This window comes from Nocardia sp. NPDC003963, from assembly GCF_053605105.1.
The window spans coordinates 62,416-80,514 of the sequence record NZ_JBSGIP010000022.1; the positions used below are offsets into that span (position 1 = coordinate 62,416).

At 67.8% G+C, this 18,099-nt stretch carries 14 protein-coding genes; 5 read left to right on the forward strand and 9 right to left on the reverse strand.

Features of this window, described 5'->3' with window-relative positions; genetic code table 11:
* Positions 1–4: 4 nt before the first annotated feature.
* The gene (locus ACWEWT_RS26295) at positions 5–1,012 is read right to left on the reverse strand and encodes a LysR family transcriptional regulator (RefSeq protein WP_452562833.1); all 1,008 of its coding nucleotides are present in this window, start codon (positions 1,010–1,012) and stop codon (positions 5–7) included.
* A 137-nt stretch (positions 1,013–1,149) separates the two neighbouring features.
* Between ACWEWT_RS26295 and dnaE the strand changes: the two genes are divergently transcribed.
* Positions 1,150–4,689 (forward strand): DNA polymerase III subunit alpha, encoded by a 3,540-nt coding sequence (dnaE, locus tag ACWEWT_RS26300; protein ID WP_452562835.1) that lies wholly within the window; start codon positions 1,150–1,152, stop codon positions 4,687–4,689.
* 64 nt (positions 4,690–4,753) lie between these two features.
* Here dnaE and ACWEWT_RS26305 read toward each other — a convergent pair whose 3' ends face one another.
* The 5 genes from ACWEWT_RS26305 to ACWEWT_RS26325 all read right to left on the reverse strand — a co-directional run bounded on the left by ACWEWT_RS26305 (position 4,754) and on the right by ACWEWT_RS26325 (position 9,653).
* A complete protein-coding gene (locus ACWEWT_RS26305; protein ID WP_452562837.1) occupies positions 4,754–6,835 on the reverse strand; it encodes a tetratricopeptide repeat protein in 2,082 nt (693 codons plus the stop codon).
* Positions 6,836–6,966: 131 nt separating this feature from the next.
* Positions 6,967–7,425 carry a hypothetical protein gene (locus tag ACWEWT_RS26310; RefSeq protein ID WP_452562839.1) on the reverse strand — a complete coding sequence of 153 codons (459 nt, stop codon included), beginning with the start codon at positions 7,423–7,425 and terminating at the stop codon, positions 6,967–6,969.
* Between the two features lie 100 nt (positions 7,426–7,525).
* The gene (locus ACWEWT_RS26315; RefSeq protein ID WP_452562841.1) at positions 7,526–7,978 is read right to left on the reverse strand and encodes a dCMP deaminase; all 453 of its coding nucleotides are present in this window, start codon (positions 7,976–7,978) and stop codon (positions 7,526–7,528) included.
* A 207-nt stretch (positions 7,979–8,185) separates the two neighbouring features.
* Complete coding sequence (locus ACWEWT_RS26320) at positions 8,186–8,896, reverse strand: RibD family protein (protein WP_452562842.1); 711 nt, start codon at positions 8,894–8,896, stop codon at positions 8,186–8,188.
* A gap of 1 nt (position 8,897) precedes the next feature.
* Positions 8,898–9,653, reverse strand: coding sequence for an NUDIX hydrolase (locus ACWEWT_RS26325; protein WP_452562844.1), 756 nt, complete (start codon positions 9,651–9,653; stop codon positions 8,898–8,900).
* 185 nt (positions 9,654–9,838) lie between these two features.
* Here ACWEWT_RS26325 and ACWEWT_RS26330 point away from each other — a divergent pair, with 185 nt between their 5' ends.
* The 3 genes from ACWEWT_RS26330 (at position 9,839) to ACWEWT_RS26340 (ending at position 14,696) form a co-directional block, all read left to right on the forward strand.
* On the forward strand, positions 9,839–11,197 hold the full coding sequence (locus ACWEWT_RS26330) for a hypothetical protein (protein WP_452562846.1): 1,359 nt from the start codon (positions 9,839–9,841) through the stop codon (positions 11,195–11,197).
* A 74-nt stretch (positions 11,198–11,271) separates the two neighbouring features.
* Positions 11,272–12,219: a glutamate ABC transporter substrate-binding protein gene (locus ACWEWT_RS26335; protein ID WP_452562847.1), complete on the forward strand. Its 948-nt coding sequence runs from the start codon at positions 11,272–11,274 to the stop codon at positions 12,217–12,219.
* A 5-nt stretch (positions 12,220–12,224) separates the two neighbouring features.
* Positions 12,225–14,696 (forward strand): tetratricopeptide repeat protein, encoded by a 2,472-nt coding sequence (locus ACWEWT_RS26340; RefSeq protein WP_452562849.1) that lies wholly within the window; start codon positions 12,225–12,227, stop codon positions 14,694–14,696.
* A gap of 95 nt (positions 14,697–14,791) precedes the next feature.
* Here the strand turns inward: ACWEWT_RS26340 and ACWEWT_RS26345 are convergent, their stop codons facing one another.
* Entirely contained in the window at positions 14,792–15,499 is a 708-nt protein-coding gene (locus tag ACWEWT_RS26345; protein WP_452562850.1) for a hypothetical protein, read from the reverse strand.
* A 324-nt stretch (positions 15,500–15,823) separates the two neighbouring features.
* On the reverse strand, positions 15,824–16,924 hold the full coding sequence (locus ACWEWT_RS26350) for a CaiB/BaiF CoA transferase family protein (RefSeq protein WP_452562851.1): 1,101 nt from the start codon (positions 16,922–16,924) through the stop codon (positions 15,824–15,826).
* Positions 16,925–17,065: 141 nt separating this feature from the next.
* On the opposite strand from ACWEWT_RS26350, the gene ACWEWT_RS26355 reads away from it, so the two are divergent.
* Positions 17,066–17,620, forward strand: a complete 555-nt coding sequence (locus tag ACWEWT_RS26355; RefSeq protein WP_452562853.1) for a methylated-DNA--[protein]-cysteine S-methyltransferase — start codon at positions 17,066–17,068, stop codon at positions 17,618–17,620.
* 23 nt (positions 17,621–17,643) lie between these two features.
* On the opposite strand, the gene ACWEWT_RS26360 is transcribed toward ACWEWT_RS26355, so the two are convergent.
* The gene (locus tag ACWEWT_RS26360) at positions 17,644–18,036 is read right to left on the reverse strand and encodes a VOC family protein (RefSeq protein ID WP_452562855.1); all 393 of its coding nucleotides are present in this window, start codon (positions 18,034–18,036) and stop codon (positions 17,644–17,646) included.
* Positions 18,037–18,099 lie beyond the last annotated feature (63 nt).

Genomic DNA, 18,099 nt, shown 5'->3' on the forward strand with positions numbered 1-18,099 from the left:
CCCACTACGCGGGTACGAACAGCGACCGGTCGGCCTCGGGGATCCAGCAGTCGGCCGCGATATCGCTGTTGTAGTTGTCTCGGAAGTATCCGGCCAGATCCGCGATACCCGGATGTTGGTCGGCTCGGTTCCACAGCAATGCGTGCGGGTAGGCGGGAGTCGGGTCTACCACGGGCACCCGGCGGATATTCGGATGCCACGGAGATTCGAACCCTTCGGCGCTGAAGGTCGCGAGGTGGTCCGAATCGGCGATGTGCTCGATCACCGTCACGATCGGCGCCGGACCGCGATCGGCGGCGATATCGGGGAACAGTTCCAACCGGCGGCTGCTGTCGATCACCACCCCGCTGTACCGGCTCAGCGCGCGGTAGTAGTCGGTCCATTCCGATTCCACCGATGTCCCGGGCACCCAGACCGGCACCCCGGCCAGTTCGGCGAGCGGTACCGCCGGCCGACCGGCCAGCGGATGGTCCTTGCCGACCAGCAGATGCAGCGGATCCAGATGGACGGGGACAGCCGCGATCCGCGCCGGCAGTGCCCGTGGACCACCGTGGGCGCGCGCGAGAGCCGCGTCGACCCGCCCGGCGACCAGCGCGTCCCGGGAGGTGACGAACGCGTTGGTCAGCACGATCTCGGTATCGCGGTCGGGATGTCGCCCGAGGTAGTAACGCATGGCCCGCATTTCGGTCGCCCGCTCCCCCAGGACCGCGACCCGTAGCGGCCGGGGCCGCCGCACCACCGTCGCCACCGCTTCGTCGGCGACGGCGAGCAGGGACCGCGCGTGCGGCAGGAACCGGGCGGCGGCCACGGTCGGTGCGGCGCCGGTGGGTACGCGGTCGAACAAGTCGAGCCCGAACTGTCTCTCCAGCCGCGCGATCCGTTTCGATACCGCCTGCTGGCTGATCCCGAGCAGCGCCGCGGCCGCACTGAACTGACCTTCGTCGGCGACGGCGACAAAGGCTCGCACGGTCGCCAGATCGAGCTCGCCCACCCCACCTCCCGATACATCCATTGGTTGTTCCCGCTCTCGTGTCGATTGTTCGACCTGTCGCATATGAGCTGGTCATATGTAGCCGAAACGACCTTATCGGCCCGGCCGGATCGACAACCGAACCGCCTCCGGACCGGTTCGACGGCACGGGGTTTTCGATGACCAATGCGTCTTTCGTGCATATGCACAACCACACCGAGTACTCGATGCTCGACGGCCTGGCGAAAGTGGGTCCGCTGTTCGCCGAGGCGGAGCGGTTGGGGATGCCGGCCGTCGGGATGACCGATCACGGCAATATGTACGGAGCAGCGGAGTTCTACCGGGAGTCGCAGCGCCACACGGTGAAACCGATCATCGGTATCGAGGCCTATATCGCGCCCGAGTCGAGATTCTCCGGCAAACGGGTCTTCTGGGGCGATCCCGGACAGAAATCCGACGATGTCTCGGGTTCCGGCGCGTACCTGCACATGACACTGTTCGCCGCGAACGCGGTGGGATTACGCAACCTCTTCCGCATATCGTCGCGGGCGTCGTTCGAGGGGCAGCTGGGGAAATGGCCACGGATGGACGCCGAACTCGTCGCCGAGCACGCCGAGGGCGTATTGGCCACGACGGGCTGCCCGTCCGGCGAGGTCCAGACCCGGCTGCGCCTGGGACAATTCGACGCGGCCTACGAGGCGGCGGGCCGCTGGCGGGACATCTTCGGCCCGGACAATTTCTTCCTCGAGGTGATGGATCACGGCCTGGCCATCGAACGCCGGGTCCGCGAGGATCTGCTGGCGGTCGGCGAAAAGGTCGGGTTGGCACCGCTGGCCACCAACGACTGCCACTATGTGCGGCGCGAGCAGGCGGCGGCCCACGAGGCGATGCTGTGCGTGCAGACCGGCAGAACGCTCTCGGATCCGGCGCGGTTCCGGTTCGACGGCGACGGTTTCTATCTCCGATCACCGGCGGAGATGCGGGCCCTGTGGGACGACGAGGTGCCGGGGGCCTGCGATACCACCCTCACGGTGGCCGAACGGATCGAACCGTACGACGAGGTCTGGGAGTTCCGCGACCGGATGCCGGTGTTCCCGGTCCCCGACGGACATTCCGAGGACAGTTGGCTGCGCCGCGAAGTGGACACGGGCCTGCGCTGGCGTTTCCCGGACGGCGTGCCCGCCGAGTACCGGCATCGTGCGGAATTCGAGCTGGACATCATCCGCGACAAAGGTTTTCCCGCGTACTTCCTGGTGGTCGGCGATCTGGTGGCGTACGCGCGGAAGGTGGGGATCCGGGTCGGTCCCGGACGCGGTTCGGCGGCCGGCTCGCTGGTCGCCTACGCGCTGGCGATCACCAATATCGACCCCATCGAACACGGGCTGCTGTTCGAACGGTTCCTCAACCCGGAACGCCCGTCGGCCCCCGATATCGATATCGATTTCGACGATCGCCGCCGGGGCGAGATGATCCGCTACGCCACCGAGCGCTGGGGCGCGGACAAAGTGGCCCAGGTGATCACCTTCGGCACCCTCAAGACCAAGGCAGCGATCAAGGACGCCGCCCGCGTCCAGTTCGGTCAGCCCGGATTCGCACTCGCCGACCGGATCACCAAGGCACTACCGCCCGCGGTGGCCGCCAAGGATATTCCGGTTTCGGGAATCACCGATACCGGACACGTTCGCTACGGTGAGGCCGCGGAGGTCCGGGCGCTCATCGAGAGCGATCCCGATATGCGCCGGATCTACGACACCGCGGTGGGTCTCGAGGGCATGATCCGGGGTGCCGGCGTGCACGCCTGCGCGGTGATCCTGTCCAGCGAACCGCTGCTCGATATCGTGCCGCTGTGGAAACGCCCGCAGGACGGGGCGATCATCACCGGCTGGGACTACCCGTCGTGTGAGGCGGTCGGTCTGCTGAAAATGGACTTCCTGGGGCTGCGCACGCTCACCGTGATCGGCGACTGCCTGGACAATATCCGGGCCAACCGCGGTACCGAGATCGACCTGGACACCCTCGCACTCGGCGACGCGCCGACCTACGCCATGCTGGCGCGCGGTGACAATCTCGGGGTCTTCCAGATGGATTCGGCCGGTATGCGCGAGTTGCTGCTGCGGATGGCACCCACCGAGTTCAACGATCTGGTGGCCTCCAACGCGCTGTACCGGCCCGGGCCGATGGGGGTGGGGGCGCACTGGTCCTACGCCGACCGCAAGAACGGGCGGGAGGCGGTGACGCCGATCCACCCCGAACTCGACGAACCGCTGCGCGAGATCCTCGCCGAAACCTATGCGCTGATCGTCTACCAGGAGCAGATCATGCAGATCGCCCAGCAGGTCGCCGGATACTCGCTCGGCCAGGCCGATCTGCTGCGCCGCGCGATGGGTAAGAAGAAGCCGGAAGTACTGGCCATGGAATTCGAGAACTTCCGAGACGGTATGCGCGGCAACGGCTACCGCGACGAGGCGGTGACCGCGCTGTGGGAGGCGGTACTCCCCTTCGCCGGGTACGCGTACAACAAATCCCACGCCGCCGGCTACAGCCTGGTGATGTACTGGACCGCCTACCTGAAGGCCAACTACCCGGCCGAATTCATGGCCGCCCTGCTCACCTCGGTCGGCGACGACAAGGACAAATCGGCGATCTACCTCGCCGATTGCCGTAAACGCGGTATCCGGGTCCTGCCACCCGATGTGAACCAGTCCGTGGCCACGTTCACCAGCGTCGGGCCCGATATCCGCTTCGGTCTGGGAGCTGTCCGCAATGTCGGGGAACCGGTGGTCGCAGCGGTGCTCCGGGCCCGCGAATCGGCCGGTGAATTCACCGGATTCTCCGACTACCTGGCCAGGGCCGACACCGTGGCGTGCAGCAAGAAGGTGGTCGAATCACTGATCAAAGCGGGCGCTTTCGAATCACTCGGCCATCCCCGCAAGGGTCTGTACTCGATCCACACCGAGGCGATCGACGCGGTGGCGGTCACCAAGAAGGCCGCCGCACGGGGTCAGTTCGATCTGTTCTCCGGTGCCGACGCCGGCCCGGAGATCGACGGATCGGTTTTCGATCTGCCCGTACCCGACGAGGAATGGGGCACCCGCGAACGACTGGGTTACGAACGGGAGATGCTCGGACTCTATGTATCCGGGCATCCGCTCGACGAGATCGCGACCGCGCTCGCCGCCGCGGGCGATACTCCGATCGCCGCCCTGCTCGACAGCCGGGTGCCACACGGCCGCCGGGTGCGCGTGGCCGGAATCATCGCCGCGGTGGACCGGCGGGTCACCCGCAAGGGCGAGCCGTGGGCAGTGGTCCGCCTGGAGGATCTGGAGGCCGGAACCGAGATCCTGTTCTTCCCCACTGCCTACGCCACGGCTGCCGGGTATCTCACCGAGGACGCCGTCGTGGTGGTCACCGCGACGGTCAGTATCCGCGAAGGACGGCAGTCGCTGCTGGGCGATCAGGTCAGTACCCCCGACCTCACCGGCACGACCGCCGGCCATCCGCTCACCCTCACTCTCCCCGTGGCGTCCTGTACCCCGCATACGGTGCGCGCACTGCGCGAAACGTTGCAGCGTCATCCCGGCCCCACCGATCTCCGGATCGATCTCATCGGCACCCGGGGCCCCCGGCTGCTCGCCCTGGACCCGCGCTTCCGGGTCACCACCTCACCCGCCCTCATGGGCGAGCTGAAAGCCCTTTTCGGGCCCGCCTGCCTGCGTTGACGAAGCGCACCCACGCGCAGCTGCCGTCGGCCCCACCGGCTGCCGGACGAATCTATCCACCTGCTCACTCGTTCGCCCTGCGGTCCCAGATCTCCGCCTCGTGCGTCCGGCCCTGCGCGCGGAGCAGTATCGCCAGATTGTGCATCGCGTCGTGGATCCCGGCCTCGGCAGCCTTGCGATACCAGAGCTCCGCATCTTCCGGTCGATCTCGCTCGGCGAGTACGTTACCCAGATTCGTCATCGAGGCCGAGTAGTCGACTTCGGCGGCCCGGCGCCAGCACTCCTCGGCCTCTCGTACCTCGTCCTGGGCATACAGCAGTATGCCCAGGTTGTGCATCGCACCCGGATTGCCGGTGTCGGCAGCCTTGCGATACCAGAGCTCCGCCTCCGGTACCCGGCCCTGCCGGGAGAGCAGCAACCCCAGATTGTACATCGCGGACGACTCACCGGCCTCGGCAGCCTTGCGATACCAGAGCTCCGCCTCCGGCAAGCGATCCTCCCGTGCGGAGAGCAACACCCCCAGGCTGTACATCGCGATGGAGACACCGGCCTCGGCGGCCCGGCGATACCACAGCTCCGCCTCCGGTACCCGGCCCTGCCGGGAGAGCAGCAACCCCAGGTTGTACATCGCGGACGACTCACCGGCCTCGGCAGCCTTGCGATACCAGAACTCGGCCTCCGGCACCCGGCCCAGGTCTTCGAGCAGACTACCCAGACCGTGCATCGCCGCAGCGGACCCGGCGTCAGCGGCCCGGCGCCACCAGTGCTCGGCCTCCGGCAACCGATCCTGGGCATGGAGCAGACTGCCCAGATTCGACATGGCGGCCGGATCGCCGGCCTCGGCGGCCCGGCGCAACCAGTGCTCCGCCTCCGGCAAGTGGTTCCGAATATGCAGCAGTTCCCCCAAATTAACCATGGCGGCGAGAACCCCGGCCTCGGCGGCCCGGCGCCACCAGTGCTCCGCCTCCGGCAACCGGTCCTGGGCATGGAGCAGGATCCCCAGGTTGTACATCGCGCCCGGATGGCCTGCTTCCGCGGCCCGCTCGGACAACCTGCCCGCCTCAGCTGTGTTTTCGCGCTGGTAGGCAGTGTTCGCCACGGCGAACAGTATTTCCGGACCGGTGTCCCGGGTCGCATGTTCCCAGAACGAATCCGGGATGGGACGGAGCGCGCGGTTGTCTTGACCGTCGTCGGCGGCGACCAGATAGTCGAAAGGCCGGTACCCGCGAACCTCCTCGCTGAGATAACTGGTGAGCAGCGCGGCCGCCCGGCCCGCACCCTGCGGTGCAGTACGGGCAGCACCGATCGCGAAATCCACTGCTGCACGCTGGATATCGATCTCGGGCCGCTCCACCCGTAGCTGCCGGATGGTCAGCTCGGTGAGGATCGGTTCCGGAATCGGATCCGGCCGCCCGATCCGCGCCCAGTCGACGACGATCCGCAGCACCGTGTGCCGGACCGGGTCGGCGGCCTTGGCGTCGTCGTAACGAGCCAGCAGCTCGGGCGCCCCCGCCAGCACTTCACCCAGACCGTGCGGCCCGAACACCTGGCCGGAGTACATCCGAACGGCGGCATTCTGCTCTACGGGGTCTTCGCTGGTGGCGGCCAGATCTATGATCGACGCCTGTTCGAGCAACAGCCGAATGTCACGCCGTAGTTCACCTTCGCCGCGGAGCTGAGCGCGCATCTCCGAGCGCAGCGTGGCCACCACCGGTGTTCGCCCGGGGCGCGCGGTCAGCTGTGCCAGCACCGCCGTAGTGAGCGCCTGACTGCCGGAGAGGTATTCGTGCAGGTCGTCCAGCCACACCACGAGTGTGTCGTCGGTGTCGGCGACCCGGGGGTGGCCGGCGAGCTCGCCGATTCCGTCGATGACCGGCCAGACGATCCGCGCACGGGAGTCCAGGGCGCGGACCGCTTCGAAGAGGGTGCGGGTCTTGCCCGCCTTGGACGGTCCCACCACGATCACCATCCGGGTACCGGTCAGCGCCTCCGCCAGGCGCTCGTCGACCCGGTTGGCAGTCCGCGCCACATATCGGTCTCCGCGCCCGTATTCACCGGGGCCGCCGAACGTCGAACTCGTCGCGCCCAGCAGATACGGATCCGTCTCGGCGATCCGGGGCAGGTCGTCGCCTCCAAAGATATGCACCAGACCCCGCAGTGTCCGCGGTACCCGGTCTCCCGAAATCACGACATTGACATCGCCACCGATATGATTCCCGGTTAAATTCGCTCCGCCGCCGGACGGTGGCGGAACGTAAGGCGCGGCGCCACCCGGGCTCAGTGTCGCGCCGTGCCGGGGTCCGGCGCCTCCGTGAAACCCGCTCGCACACCGGCGATCTGCACCGCCCCCGCGATCTCGCTGTCGGTGACCCGCACTCCGTCACCGGTGGAGGCGATATCGGAGATCTCCAATGCCGCGGCAACGAGATCGCGCACCTCGACCCCCACCTGCGAAGGATGCTGCTGCACCGCACGCAGCACCGCGACCGCGGCCGCACCCAACTCCGCGTCGCCGGAGGCGCCGGCGTCGTCGAGGTCTTCCGCCAGCGACGCCTGCTTCGACTGCGATTCGGGCTTTCGCTCCAACCCGGAGAAATCCACCCCGCGGTACTTACGCGACAGCAGATCCTTCAATCCCAGATAGGCATCCTTCACCGCCTGTGCCGCGGTATCGCTCACCCCCGCCGCCGCGCCCGCCGCGATCGCCGAAACCACCACTGCCGTCACTGGGTCCATCTGACGATGCTCCCATCCACGGCCTTACCGAACGGGCCGAACAACAGAATCCGGCGGCTCTTTCCCGCGGTGATCCGCACTCCCGGCGATTCCGGCAGTCCTAGAGATCGAGATGCCGGTTCACCGCCATGGCGGCGTCGGCGAGATCGGGAAGTTCGAGGACCCGGACCCCGTGCTCACGCAACTTCTCCACCCCCACGCAGTTCTCGACGAAGGTGGACGGCTCCCGCCAGGCGATCACCACGACCGGGATACCGGCGGCGAGCACCCGGTCGGTACAGGGCAGCCGGGTCTTGGTCGCCCGTTCCGAACAGGGCTCCAGGGTGCTGTAGAGGGTGGTGTGCCGCAGCCGCGGATCGTCCGGATCCAGTTTGTCCAGCGCGGATTCCTCGGCATGCACCTTGGGGTCGGTCTCCCGCGAGAAGCCGGTGGCGATCTCGACGCCGTCGGCGACGAGCACCGCGCCCACCGAGAATGCGCCGGGCGCCGGGGGACTCAGCCGGGAGAGGTCGATCGCCCGGTTCATCCAATGGTGGTGGTCGGGGTCGGACACCGGGCCTCCTGGCTGGCGTTGTCGGGCGTAGCCCGTCCACAGACCGCGCACGGCCGGAGCGGAGGCGGAGGTTACGCCCGGGGTCACTGTCGGGCGTAGCCCGTCCACAGACCGCGCACGGCCGGAGCGGACGCGGAGGTTACGCCCGGGGTCACTGTCGGGCGTAGCCCGTCCGCAGACCGCGCACGGCCGGAGCGGAGGCGGAGGTTACGCCCGGGGTCGATACCGCAACACTGCCACATCCCCGAGCCGGTCGATATCGACCAGGCGCATGCGGTGGGTGGAACCACCGGGGAACCGGGCGGGGTGCAGGAAACGCGGCGCGGCCGGGTCGCCGACGAGTGTGGGCCCGATGGCCAGCTGTAATTCGTCGGCCAGCCCGCCGGACAGGAATGCGGTATGGATCCGGCCACCGCCCTCCACCATGAGGCGCCGGATACCGCGCGCACCGAGATCGTCGAGCAGCGGTCCGAATTCGAGGTCCGGGCCGAGTACCACGATCTCGGCCGGCGCGGACAGCCGGTCGCGCAGCCGACGCGCCCCGGCCTCGGTCGTGTACACGAGCGGCGGGTGTCCGGCGGTGCCGTGATGCCAGAAACGCGCGTCGGGATCCAGGTCACCGCTCGCGGTCACCGTCACCTTCCGGGGATACGCCGACCGGCCCGCGGCGATCCGTTCCGCACGGCGCGACTCGTCGCGCACGATCAGCCGCGGATCATCACTGCGTACGGTCTCGGCACCGACGAGTATCGCGTCCGACCAGGCCCGGACACCGTCCACGCGGTCGAAATCGGCTTCGTTGGACAGCAGTAGGCGTTCGGGCTCCGCATCGTCGATATAGCCGTCGACGCTCACCGCCACCGAGAGCAGTACGTACGGCCGTCCCGCGCGGCCGCCTTCCGCGGTGCCGGTTTCCATCTCAGCCCTCGGGACCCAGCACCGCGCTGCGCGGAATCCCCAGTACCCGGGCTTCCGCGGAGGTGGCCGCGCCGAGTCCCGCTCCCGCGTGACCCGCCGCGCCGATCGGATTCGGGGATCCGCTCGGCGCCGGGTCCTCCGGCGGGTACGGCGGGTCCAGTAGCACCGCGCGTTCACCGGGCCCGCCGGGTTCGGCGTGCAACCAGACGAATTCCGCGCCCAGATCGACCGTCCGGGGCAGGGTCGCGGCCAGCTCCGCCGCTTCGGCCGCGGTGCACTCATCCGGATCCATCCGGGCGAGGGTGGCGCGGAGCCCGGGCCAGGCGTCGGCGAATCCGGCGTGCAGGGGGCGCTGATCCACCTCGTCCTCCGGCACCCAGGCCAGTTCGACGCTCTCCATGTTCGGACGTACCGGCAGTGGCTTCCCGGCATCGGCGACAACGGTGGTGTAGGTCCATCCGCTCGGGGCGGTGGCGGTGACCCGCTCGGCGCGCACCCGGATATCGGCGGCCTTGATCCCGGTCTCCTCGTCGGCTTCCCGGACCGCCGCGTGCACCGCGGTCTCGTCGCTGTCGCGGGCACCGCCGGGCAGCGCCCAGGTGCCGCCCTGGTGGCTCCACAGGGCACGATGCTGCAACAACACCGCCGAACCACCGGTGTCGAGTGGGGCGCGCAGCAGCAACCCGGCGGCACCGAACAGGCCCCAGTGCCGCACACCACCCGGGCTTATGGACCACCCGTCACCGTCACCACGCATCTCGCACCGCCCTCGTCGACCGTCGCCTCCATCCTGCCCCACCGTGCTCGGTGAGTGAGGCGTTGTGGAGGTCGGGGCGCGCGCGTGGAGAATACCGAATACGCTCATAGGCGCGGTGTGAGCGATCTCGCGCGGCACCGGCGAAGCGATACAGCGCACACGGCGCCCAGAGTTGGAGGGTGGACATGACGCGGTTGGCGGTGGATCGGGTGGCGATCGAACCCGGCCCGGCCCACCCGGAACCGGCACCCGTCCCCGGGCGAACCGGCCGCGGCCGCCCCCGGATCGCGCAGGCCTGGAAGTGGTTGAATCCGGCACGGTTACGCCTGTTCGCGCAGTCCTCCCCGGGGCGACTACTCGGGATCGGGCTGCTATTGGTCGTGCTGTGCCTGGGTTCGGGGGCGATCACCGCGGGCGCGGTGCACGATCGCCAGCGCGACCTCGATATCCTGCTCGCCCACACCGAACCCGACGCGAACGCGGCACATCGGCTCTACACCTCGCTCTCGGTCGCCGACGCCGCCGCGGCCACGGCGTTCATCTCCGGTGGCCTGGAACCCGAACAGGTGCGCGACCGCTACAGCCAGGCACTGGGCGAAGCGGGCGCCGACCTGGTCACGCTGTCCGGCGACGACGCCCAGGACGTCGAACAGCGGATGGGGATCGGCTCGGGTCTGCCCGTCTACGCGGGTCTGGTGGAGACCGCGCGGGCCAACAACCGCGAAGGCCATCCGGTCGGCGCGGCGTATCTGAGCGAGGCGTCGTCGCAGATGCAGACGGTGCTGCTCCCGGCGGCCGAACAGTTGTATGTGCGCCGCGCCGCCGCGGTCGATACCGCCCAGGACCGGCACGTGCGACCGCCGTGGTTCGCGATACTCCTGCTCGTGGTCACCGTGATCGCGCTCGTCTGGGGGCAACGGCTGCTGGCCCGGCACTGGCACCGGACCTTCAATCCGGGCCTGCTGCTGGCCTCGGGTGCGCTCCTGATCCTCATGCTGTGGACCGTGATCGCCGGATCGGTCTCCTCGGTGGCGATGTCCAGCGGTCGCGCCGACGGTACGGTCCCCGCCGCCCGGCTCACCGAGAGCCGGATCCTCGCGCAGCAGGCACGGTCGGCGGAAACCCTGAAGCTGGTGCGCCGCGACACCACCGGCGACTACGACCACGCGTTCGACGCCAACATCACCCGGCTCAACGAACTGCTCGCCGGTCATACCGACCGGGCGACCGTCGACGCGCGGGCCGCCCTGCTGCACTGGCTGGCCGCGCATCAGCGGATGAACGAGGCACTCAACCGCGGGGAATTCGCCCGCGCGGCCACGATCGCCACCGCGGCGGGTGACGAGAACGCGACCGTCCACGTGGAAGCCCTGGACAAAGCGCTGGGCGAAGGTATCACCGATACCCGGGAGACACTGCGCAGCAATATTTTCCACAGTGCCCGGGTACTCGACTATCTGGCGCCCGGTGCATTGATCCTCGGCATCGCCGCCACGGCGTATATCGCCTTCGGCATCTGGCCAAGACTGCGGGAGTATCGATGAGGTTTGCGCGAAACCCGGTCCGACCGGCGGCCCCTCGGCGGCTGTCGCGGCGATCGAGGCCGCTGCGGTTCGCCATGATGTGCACCGCGCTGCTGCTCGCCGGTTGCGCCACCGGCCCGGGACCGCACAGCGAGATCCCGCACAGCGACTACTCCGAACCACCGCTACCCGCGCAGGCGACCGCGATGGAGGCCGACGGTCCGCTACCGCTACCCGACGATCGCACCGACTGCGGCGACCCGACGGCCGGTCTGCGCCCCACCGGTCCGGGCGCGACGGGTCCGGTGCTGGACCGGATCCGGGCCCGCGGTCGGCTGGTGGTCGGACTGGACACCGGCAGCAACCTGTTCAGCTTCCGGGACCCGGAGAGCGGTGTGATCGTCGGTTTCGACGCCGATATCGCCCGCGAAGTGGCCCGCGACCTGTTCGGCGATCCCGACCGGATCGAGTACCGCAGCCTGGGTTCGGAGGAGCGCGAGGCGGCGCTGGTCGAGCACCGGGTGGATATGGTCGTCAAAACCATGACCATCACCTGCGCGCGACTGGAGCGGGTCGCCTTCTCCACCGTGTACCTGAAGGCACATCAGCGGGTGCTGGCGATGCAGAACTCCGGGATCAACAGCCTGAAGGATCTGGCGAACAAACGGGTGTGCACGATCCGTAGCACCACCTCGCTGGAACATATCAGCCAGATCCAGCCCGACGCATCCATTCTCACCGTCCCCACCTGGGCGGATTGCCTGGTGGTCCTGCAGCAGCGCCAGGTGGACGCGGTGAGTACCGACGACGCGATCCTGGCCGGTCTCCAGGAACAGGACCCCTACACCGAACTGGTGGGCCCGAGTATCAGCGAAGAGCCGTACGGGATCGGTATCCCCAAGGGGGACGAGGATCTGGTGCGGTTCGTCAACGGGACCCTCGATCGAATCCGCGCGGACGGTACCTGGAACCGTCTCTACAACACGTGGCTGTCGGCCCTCGGCCCTTCCCCCGGACCCCCGCCACCGGTCTATCGGGACTGATCGCCTTGTCGACGGACGAGTCGGATACCCGGTCCGGCTCCGGTGATGTTCCGGAGCCGCCGCCGACTCGTGCCGTCGACGCCGCGCGGCCGCCGGACGGGCAACCGCATGCGGCCACCCGGCTCGGGGCCGGTCGGGCCCGCGACCAGCGGCACACTTCCGGGGACGACGCCGGTCCCCCGACCGCCGCGGTCGCCGGGACGCAGACGGCCGCGGTCGCGGGTACGGCCGCCTACCCGGGTACCGCGGCCGCCGTCCCCTCGGCCGGTACCGGGACGAGTTCGGGATCCACCGGGAGTTCGGGGCGCGGCAGCGGTTCCCAGCTGCGTACCGGCCGGAGTTCCCGCACCGTCCGCTCCCGGCCCACGGTGCGCACCCTGGTCGCGGGTCTGGTCGAGATACCGCCCGTCGAAGCGGCCGACCCGGTCGCCGCGGTACTGGCCGATCCGGTCGTCGCGGAGGGCAAGCGGTTCTGCTGGCGCTGCGGTAAGCCGGTCGGCCGGTCGAGTGCGGGCGGTCCGGCGAGCACCCGCGGTATCTGCCCGCATTGCGATGCCCCCTACGATTTCCGCCCGACCCTGGCCCCCGGAGATATGGTGGCCGGACAGTACGAGGTCCAGGGTTGTCTCGCGCACGGCGGGCTGGGCTGGATCTATCTGGCCGTCGACCGCAATGTCAGCGACCGCTGGGTGGTGCTCAAGGGGCTGCTGCACGCCGACGATATCGAGGCGCAGGCGGTCGCCGTGGCAGAGCGGGAATTCCTGGCCGAGGTCGCCCATCCCGGCATCGTGAAAATCCACAATTTCGTCGAACACCTACCGTCGGGTGGGGAACCGATCGGGTTCATCGTGATGGAGTACGTGGGCGGCCGCTCCCTGCGCAGCATGCTCGACGACCACAAACGCCCGGAACGGATCCCGGTGGCCCAGGCCATCGCCTACATCCTGGAAGTGCTGCCCGCACTGGACTATCTGCACGCGACCGGACTCACCTACAACGACCTCAAACCCGACAACATCATGGTGACCGAGGACCAGGTCAAACTGCTCGATCTGGGGGCGGTGGCGCCGCTCGAGGCCTACGGGAACCTGTACGGAACGCGCGGTTTCCAGGCACCCGAGATCGCCCGGACCGGTCCGACCGTCGCCTCCGATATCTACACCGTCGGCCGTACGCTCGCCGTCCTCACCCTGAACATGCCCACCGAGCACGGCGCCTATCGGGACGGTCTGCCCACGCCGGAGGACGAACCGATCCTGGCCCGCTACGAATCGTTCCACCGGTTGCTGCTGTGCGCCGGTGATTCCGATCCGGATCGCCGGTTCCCGTCGGCCGGCGCCATGGCCGACCAGTTGTCCGGCGTGCTGCGGGAGATCCTGGCGCTCGACACCGGCGTGGAACGACCGCACCGATCCACAGTTTTCGGTAAACAGCGCAGCGCGTTCGGCGCTCAGGAACTGATCGGCCAGACCGATGCCTACGCCGACGGTATCGCGCGCGATACGCTGCTCTCGGCCACCGATATCGCCGCCGCCCTGCCGATCCCGTCGCTATCGCGTTCCGATCCGGCGGCCGCCCGGCTGACCGACACCCTGCAATCGGATCCGGACCAGGCACTGGCCGCGCTGTACGAGGCGCGCGAACAACTCGCCGAGGATCCGGCCGCAGCACCGGAGAATCTGGAACGGGAACTACGCCTGGCCGAGGCACGGATCCTGCTGGACCTGGACCGCGCCACCGAAGCCACCGAATTACTCGACGCGATACCGCAGCCGGGACGCCGGGACTGGCGGATCGACTGGTACACCGGTATCGCCGGGTTACGCGAGAAGGACTACGAGAAGGCCTATTCCGCGTTCGATGCCGTACTGCGGATGCTGCCGGGTGAGCTGGCGCCGAAGCTGGCCCTGGCCGCCACCGCCGAACTCGTACTCCAGCACTGGGAACCGGACGAGACCCGGGCCTGGCGCGACTACGCGGAGAATTTCTACGCCACGACCTGGCGCACCGATCACGGCTTGGTGAGCGCGGCGTTCGGTTCGGCCCGGCTGCTCACTGCCGCCGGCCGCCATCCGGAAGCCGTCACCGCGTTGGACGAAGTCCCCGGCTCCTCCCGCTACTACACCACCGCCCGGATGACCGTGGTGCTGCTGCTGCTCACCAGCGCGCCGGTGGCCGAACTGCCGGAACATCTGCTGCGCCAAGCGGCGGCCCGCGTGGAAGCGCTGCCCACGGACGAGCGACGGGCCGTCCAACTGCGAGTCATGGTCCTGGGCAGCGCGCTGGCCTGGCTGCAGGCCGGTAACATTCCGCGGCCGCCCCGGCAGCCGATCATGGGGGTCGCGTTCACCGAACACGCGCTGCGCGACGGCACCGAGTCCGGGCTGCGCACACTCGCCCGCCTGGCGCCCGGTCGCCGCCACCGTTACGCACTGGTCGATCTGGCCAACTACATCCGGCCCGTCACCTGGTTCTGATACAGACGTACCGATCCGCTGGGCCGTAGTATTCCAACCGGCTACGGTATCCGCGCTCCCGGATCTCGTAGCGAATCCCTACAGAGCGGCGCCGGTCATACTTCCAGGAGATCGATGTATCTCATTTGATTATGAGGGGTGGGGTCCTGTCGATAGATGACTTTCATCGGCACCCTGTCCGGAAGGATGAATTCGGCTTCGAAGCGATATTTGGAGTACTCACTGATATCCCTGCCCGACGTCGCGAATATTCGGAGCAACGTCGACCTACTCTTCGCGCCTTCCAAATATTTCGAGAAACTGCCGAACCCCTTATCCCTCACGATATTACCCTCTCGATACATATCGAGTATATGATCCGGAAAATCGACACCCCGGAATCCCACTCCAGTATACGTATCAAATTTGGAGAGCGTTTCTCGCATATACTTTCCGGCGTCGTAGTTACCTGCCCTCAGCTGCAGGTTCAGCGATCGGAAACCATCGCCCAGATAGTGGGCCATTATGGCGTGGTCGTCTTCTGTGAAATCCTTCGGAATCTTGATCCGCGCAACCGAAGAAGGATCATAGAAAAAGGAGTTGGCGCGAACCCCCACCCGAAACTGCTTCCGCTCCTCACTCGACACCACATCCGCGAAGGCCGTGGTACCCCTTGCTTCCGCATCCAATTTCAGCTGGACGCCTCTTTCAATGGCGTCCGCATTGGCTTCCATAAATTTTCGCCGGAATTCCGCACCCAACGCAACGTTGTCCTTCGTCTTCCCGAGAACTGTCAGAAGAGCCCTCTGAACCGAGTTCACCATGGACAGGAGCGACGCGATGTTTCACAAATGTACACGCTGGCTTGAAAATTCGATCGGAAGTATTCAGGAATTTGCTCACGACGATCGCCGCAGGGCGGCCCGGATCCCGCGATTCCCATTCCTGACTCCCAGTATCCAGAAGGCCGATCGGTCGGCCTACGGCCCGAATGCGGAAAGCATTGTATCAGAATACATTTCGCGATGGCGGTGAAGCGGAATGGCACTGCCCGGGCTCGACCACCGGTCGGCCACACGATCTGCCACCGGCAGGGCCGGTAGCAGATCGCGAGCCGTCACCGATGAACTCGTATGCCGTTTCTCGTCTCAGTCCGTCCAGACCGATTCGATCGGGGTCGCCTCGGTGGGCGGCGGGGTGGGCACACCGTTGGGGGTGCGGGAGAAGCGCGGCGCCGGCGCGTGCTGGGTGACATTGTCGATTTCGATGAGTGAACCGCGCGCGGCGATATGTTCGTTCGCGCCCGCCTCGTCGAAGGTGAGTACCGGGCTCACACAGGCGTCGGTGCCGGTGAAGATCGCGGCCCATTCGTCGCGGGTCTTGCTGCGGAACTTCTCGGTGAACAGCTTCTTCAGCGTGTCCTGCCCGGCCGGGTCCATCTGGAACGGCAGCCCCTCGGGATCGATCTCCAGACCGGCCAGCAGCTGGGCGTAGAACTGGGGTTCGATGGCGCCGACCGCCATGTACTTGCCGTCGGAGGTCTCGTAGGTGTCGTAGAACGACATACCGGTGTCGAGCAGGTTCGTCCCGCGCTCCGAGGACCAGGCGCCGGTACCGCGGAAGGCCCAGATCATATTCGACAGCGCGAGCGTCCCGTCGACCATCGCGGCATCGATGACCTGGCCTTTTCCGGAGTTCTGCCGTTCCACGAGAGCGGCCAGGATGCCGAACACCAGGAACATGGAACCGCCGCCGAAATCACCGACCATGTTCAGCGGAGGCACCGGCCGTTCGCCCTTGCGGCCGATAGCGTGCAGGACGCCGGTGAGGCTGATGTAGTTGATGTCGTGCCCGGCGCGGTCGGACAGCGGACCTTCCTGACCCCAGCCGGTCATCCGGCCGTACACCAGACCCGGGTTGCGTTCGAACAGATCGTCGGGACCGAGCCCCATCCGTTCGGTGACGCCGGGGCGGAAGCCCTCGATGAAGACATCGGCCTTCGCCACCAGGGCGAGCACCTTCTCGATATCCGCCGGATCCTTGAGATTCGCCTCCACGACGGTGCGGCCGCGCAGCTGCGGCCGATCGGCCCCGCCGGGCAGCTGACCGGCGCGCTGGACGCGCACCACATCGGCACCGAGATCGGCCAGCAGCAACGCGGCATGCGGCCCGGGCCCGATCCCGGCCAGTTCGATCACGCGAATGCCCGCGAGCGGGCCCTGCTTGGTGGCGGTGGATGGTGTACTCACGCCCTACCTCGGTTCGTCGTCGATCCAGTGTCTGCCCTGCCGGGCATATTGACAGTATGACAACAACGGCTCCGAGTCACGGGGCCGGTGCGATCGGCGTCCGGACGGGCGGCCGTCGGTGGCCGCGAGCAGACTGTCGATATGCCGGACAGTGCGGTCGCACCCCTCGACGCGACGGATTTCGATACCGCGATCGGCCGCTGCGCCATCGCGTGGCGCGCGGACACCGTGGTCCGCTTCCAGCTGCCCGGTCACGATCCCGGCACCACCTTCGCCCGGGCCACCGGTGCGGACGCCCGCGCGATCCCCGTTCCGGCCGACGGCCCGCGCGCCGAAGCGATAGCCCGTATCCGGGCCCACCTCGACGGCGATCTCGACGACCTGCGCGGGATACCGCTCGACCTCACCGGACTGCCCGAGTTCCACCGGACGGTGTACACCGTCACCCGCGCCATCGATCCCGGTCACACCCTCAGCTACGGCGAGGTCGCCCGACGCTGCGCCGCCGCCGGAGCGGCGCAGGCCGTCGGCCAGGCGCTCGGCAGCAACCCGATCCCGCTGATCGTGCCCTGCCACCGCGTCCTGGCGGCCGACCATTCGCTACACGGTTTCTCGGCACCGGGCGGAATCGGCACGAAATCGAAGCTGCTGGCGATCGAACGCACGCCCGGTTTCGGCGAGCCGACACTGTTCTGACCGGCCCGCGGCGTACGCGGACCTCATTTCCGGCCCAGGACCTCCACGTAGTGGACGTTGCTCATGATGCCGAGCACGTTCCCGAACGGATCGACCACCGAACCGGTGACGAAACCGGGCCCCCGGGTGGTGATCGGCTCGTATGCGGTGGCGCCGAGTTCGAGCAGCCGGTCGTAGGTGGCCGCCAGATCATCGACATGCCAGTACAGGATCGCACCGCCCGGTTCCGGTTCGCCACGCTCCGGCCGGTGGGCACCGTCGATCAGACCGAATTCGTGCTCGTAATCGCCGACCCGGAACTCGTAGTACCCGGGTACCTCGAAGTAGGGCGCGGTCCCGAGGAACTCCGTGTACCAGTCCTTGGCCGCCGCCAGATCGTCGGCGTAGAAATTCACAGTGGTCATTCCGCGCAGCATGGTCGTTCTCCTCGGTCGTGGTTTCGAGCTGGTGGAACCATCATCGCGGGGTAAAGTGTTCAA

Coding starts and splice junctions, on each gene's coding strand:
- ACWEWT_RS26295 (WP_452562833.1), bottom strand. CDS start 1,012: ATGGATGTATCGGGAGGTGGGGTGGGCGAGCTCGATCTGGCGACCGTG.
- dnaE (WP_452562835.1), top strand. CDS start 1,150: ATGACCAATGCGTCTTTCGTGCATATGCACAACCACACCGAGTACTCG.
- ACWEWT_RS26310 (WP_452562839.1), bottom strand. CDS start 7,425: ATGGACCCAGTGACGGCAGTGGTGGTTTCGGCGATCGCGGCGGGCGCG.
- ACWEWT_RS26320 (WP_452562842.1), bottom strand. CDS start 8,896: ATGGAAACCGGCACCGCGGAAGGCGGCCGCGCGGGACGGCCGTACGTA.
- ACWEWT_RS26325 (WP_452562844.1), bottom strand. CDS start 9,653: ATGCGTGGTGACGGTGACGGGTGGTCCATAAGCCCGGGTGGTGTGCGG.
- ACWEWT_RS26330 (WP_452562846.1), top strand. CDS start 9,839: ATGACGCGGTTGGCGGTGGATCGGGTGGCGATCGAACCCGGCCCGGCC.
- ACWEWT_RS26335 (WP_452562847.1), top strand. CDS start 11,272: ATGATGTGCACCGCGCTGCTGCTCGCCGGTTGCGCCACCGGCCCGGGA.
- ACWEWT_RS26345 (WP_452562850.1), bottom strand. CDS start 15,499: ATGGTGAACTCGGTTCAGAGGGCTCTTCTGACAGTTCTCGGGAAGACG.
- ACWEWT_RS26355 (WP_452562853.1), top strand. CDS start 17,066: ATGCCGGACAGTGCGGTCGCACCCCTCGACGCGACGGATTTCGATACC.
- ACWEWT_RS26360 (WP_452562855.1), bottom strand. CDS start 18,036: ATGCTGCGCGGAATGACCACTGTGAATTTCTACGCCGACGATCTGGCG.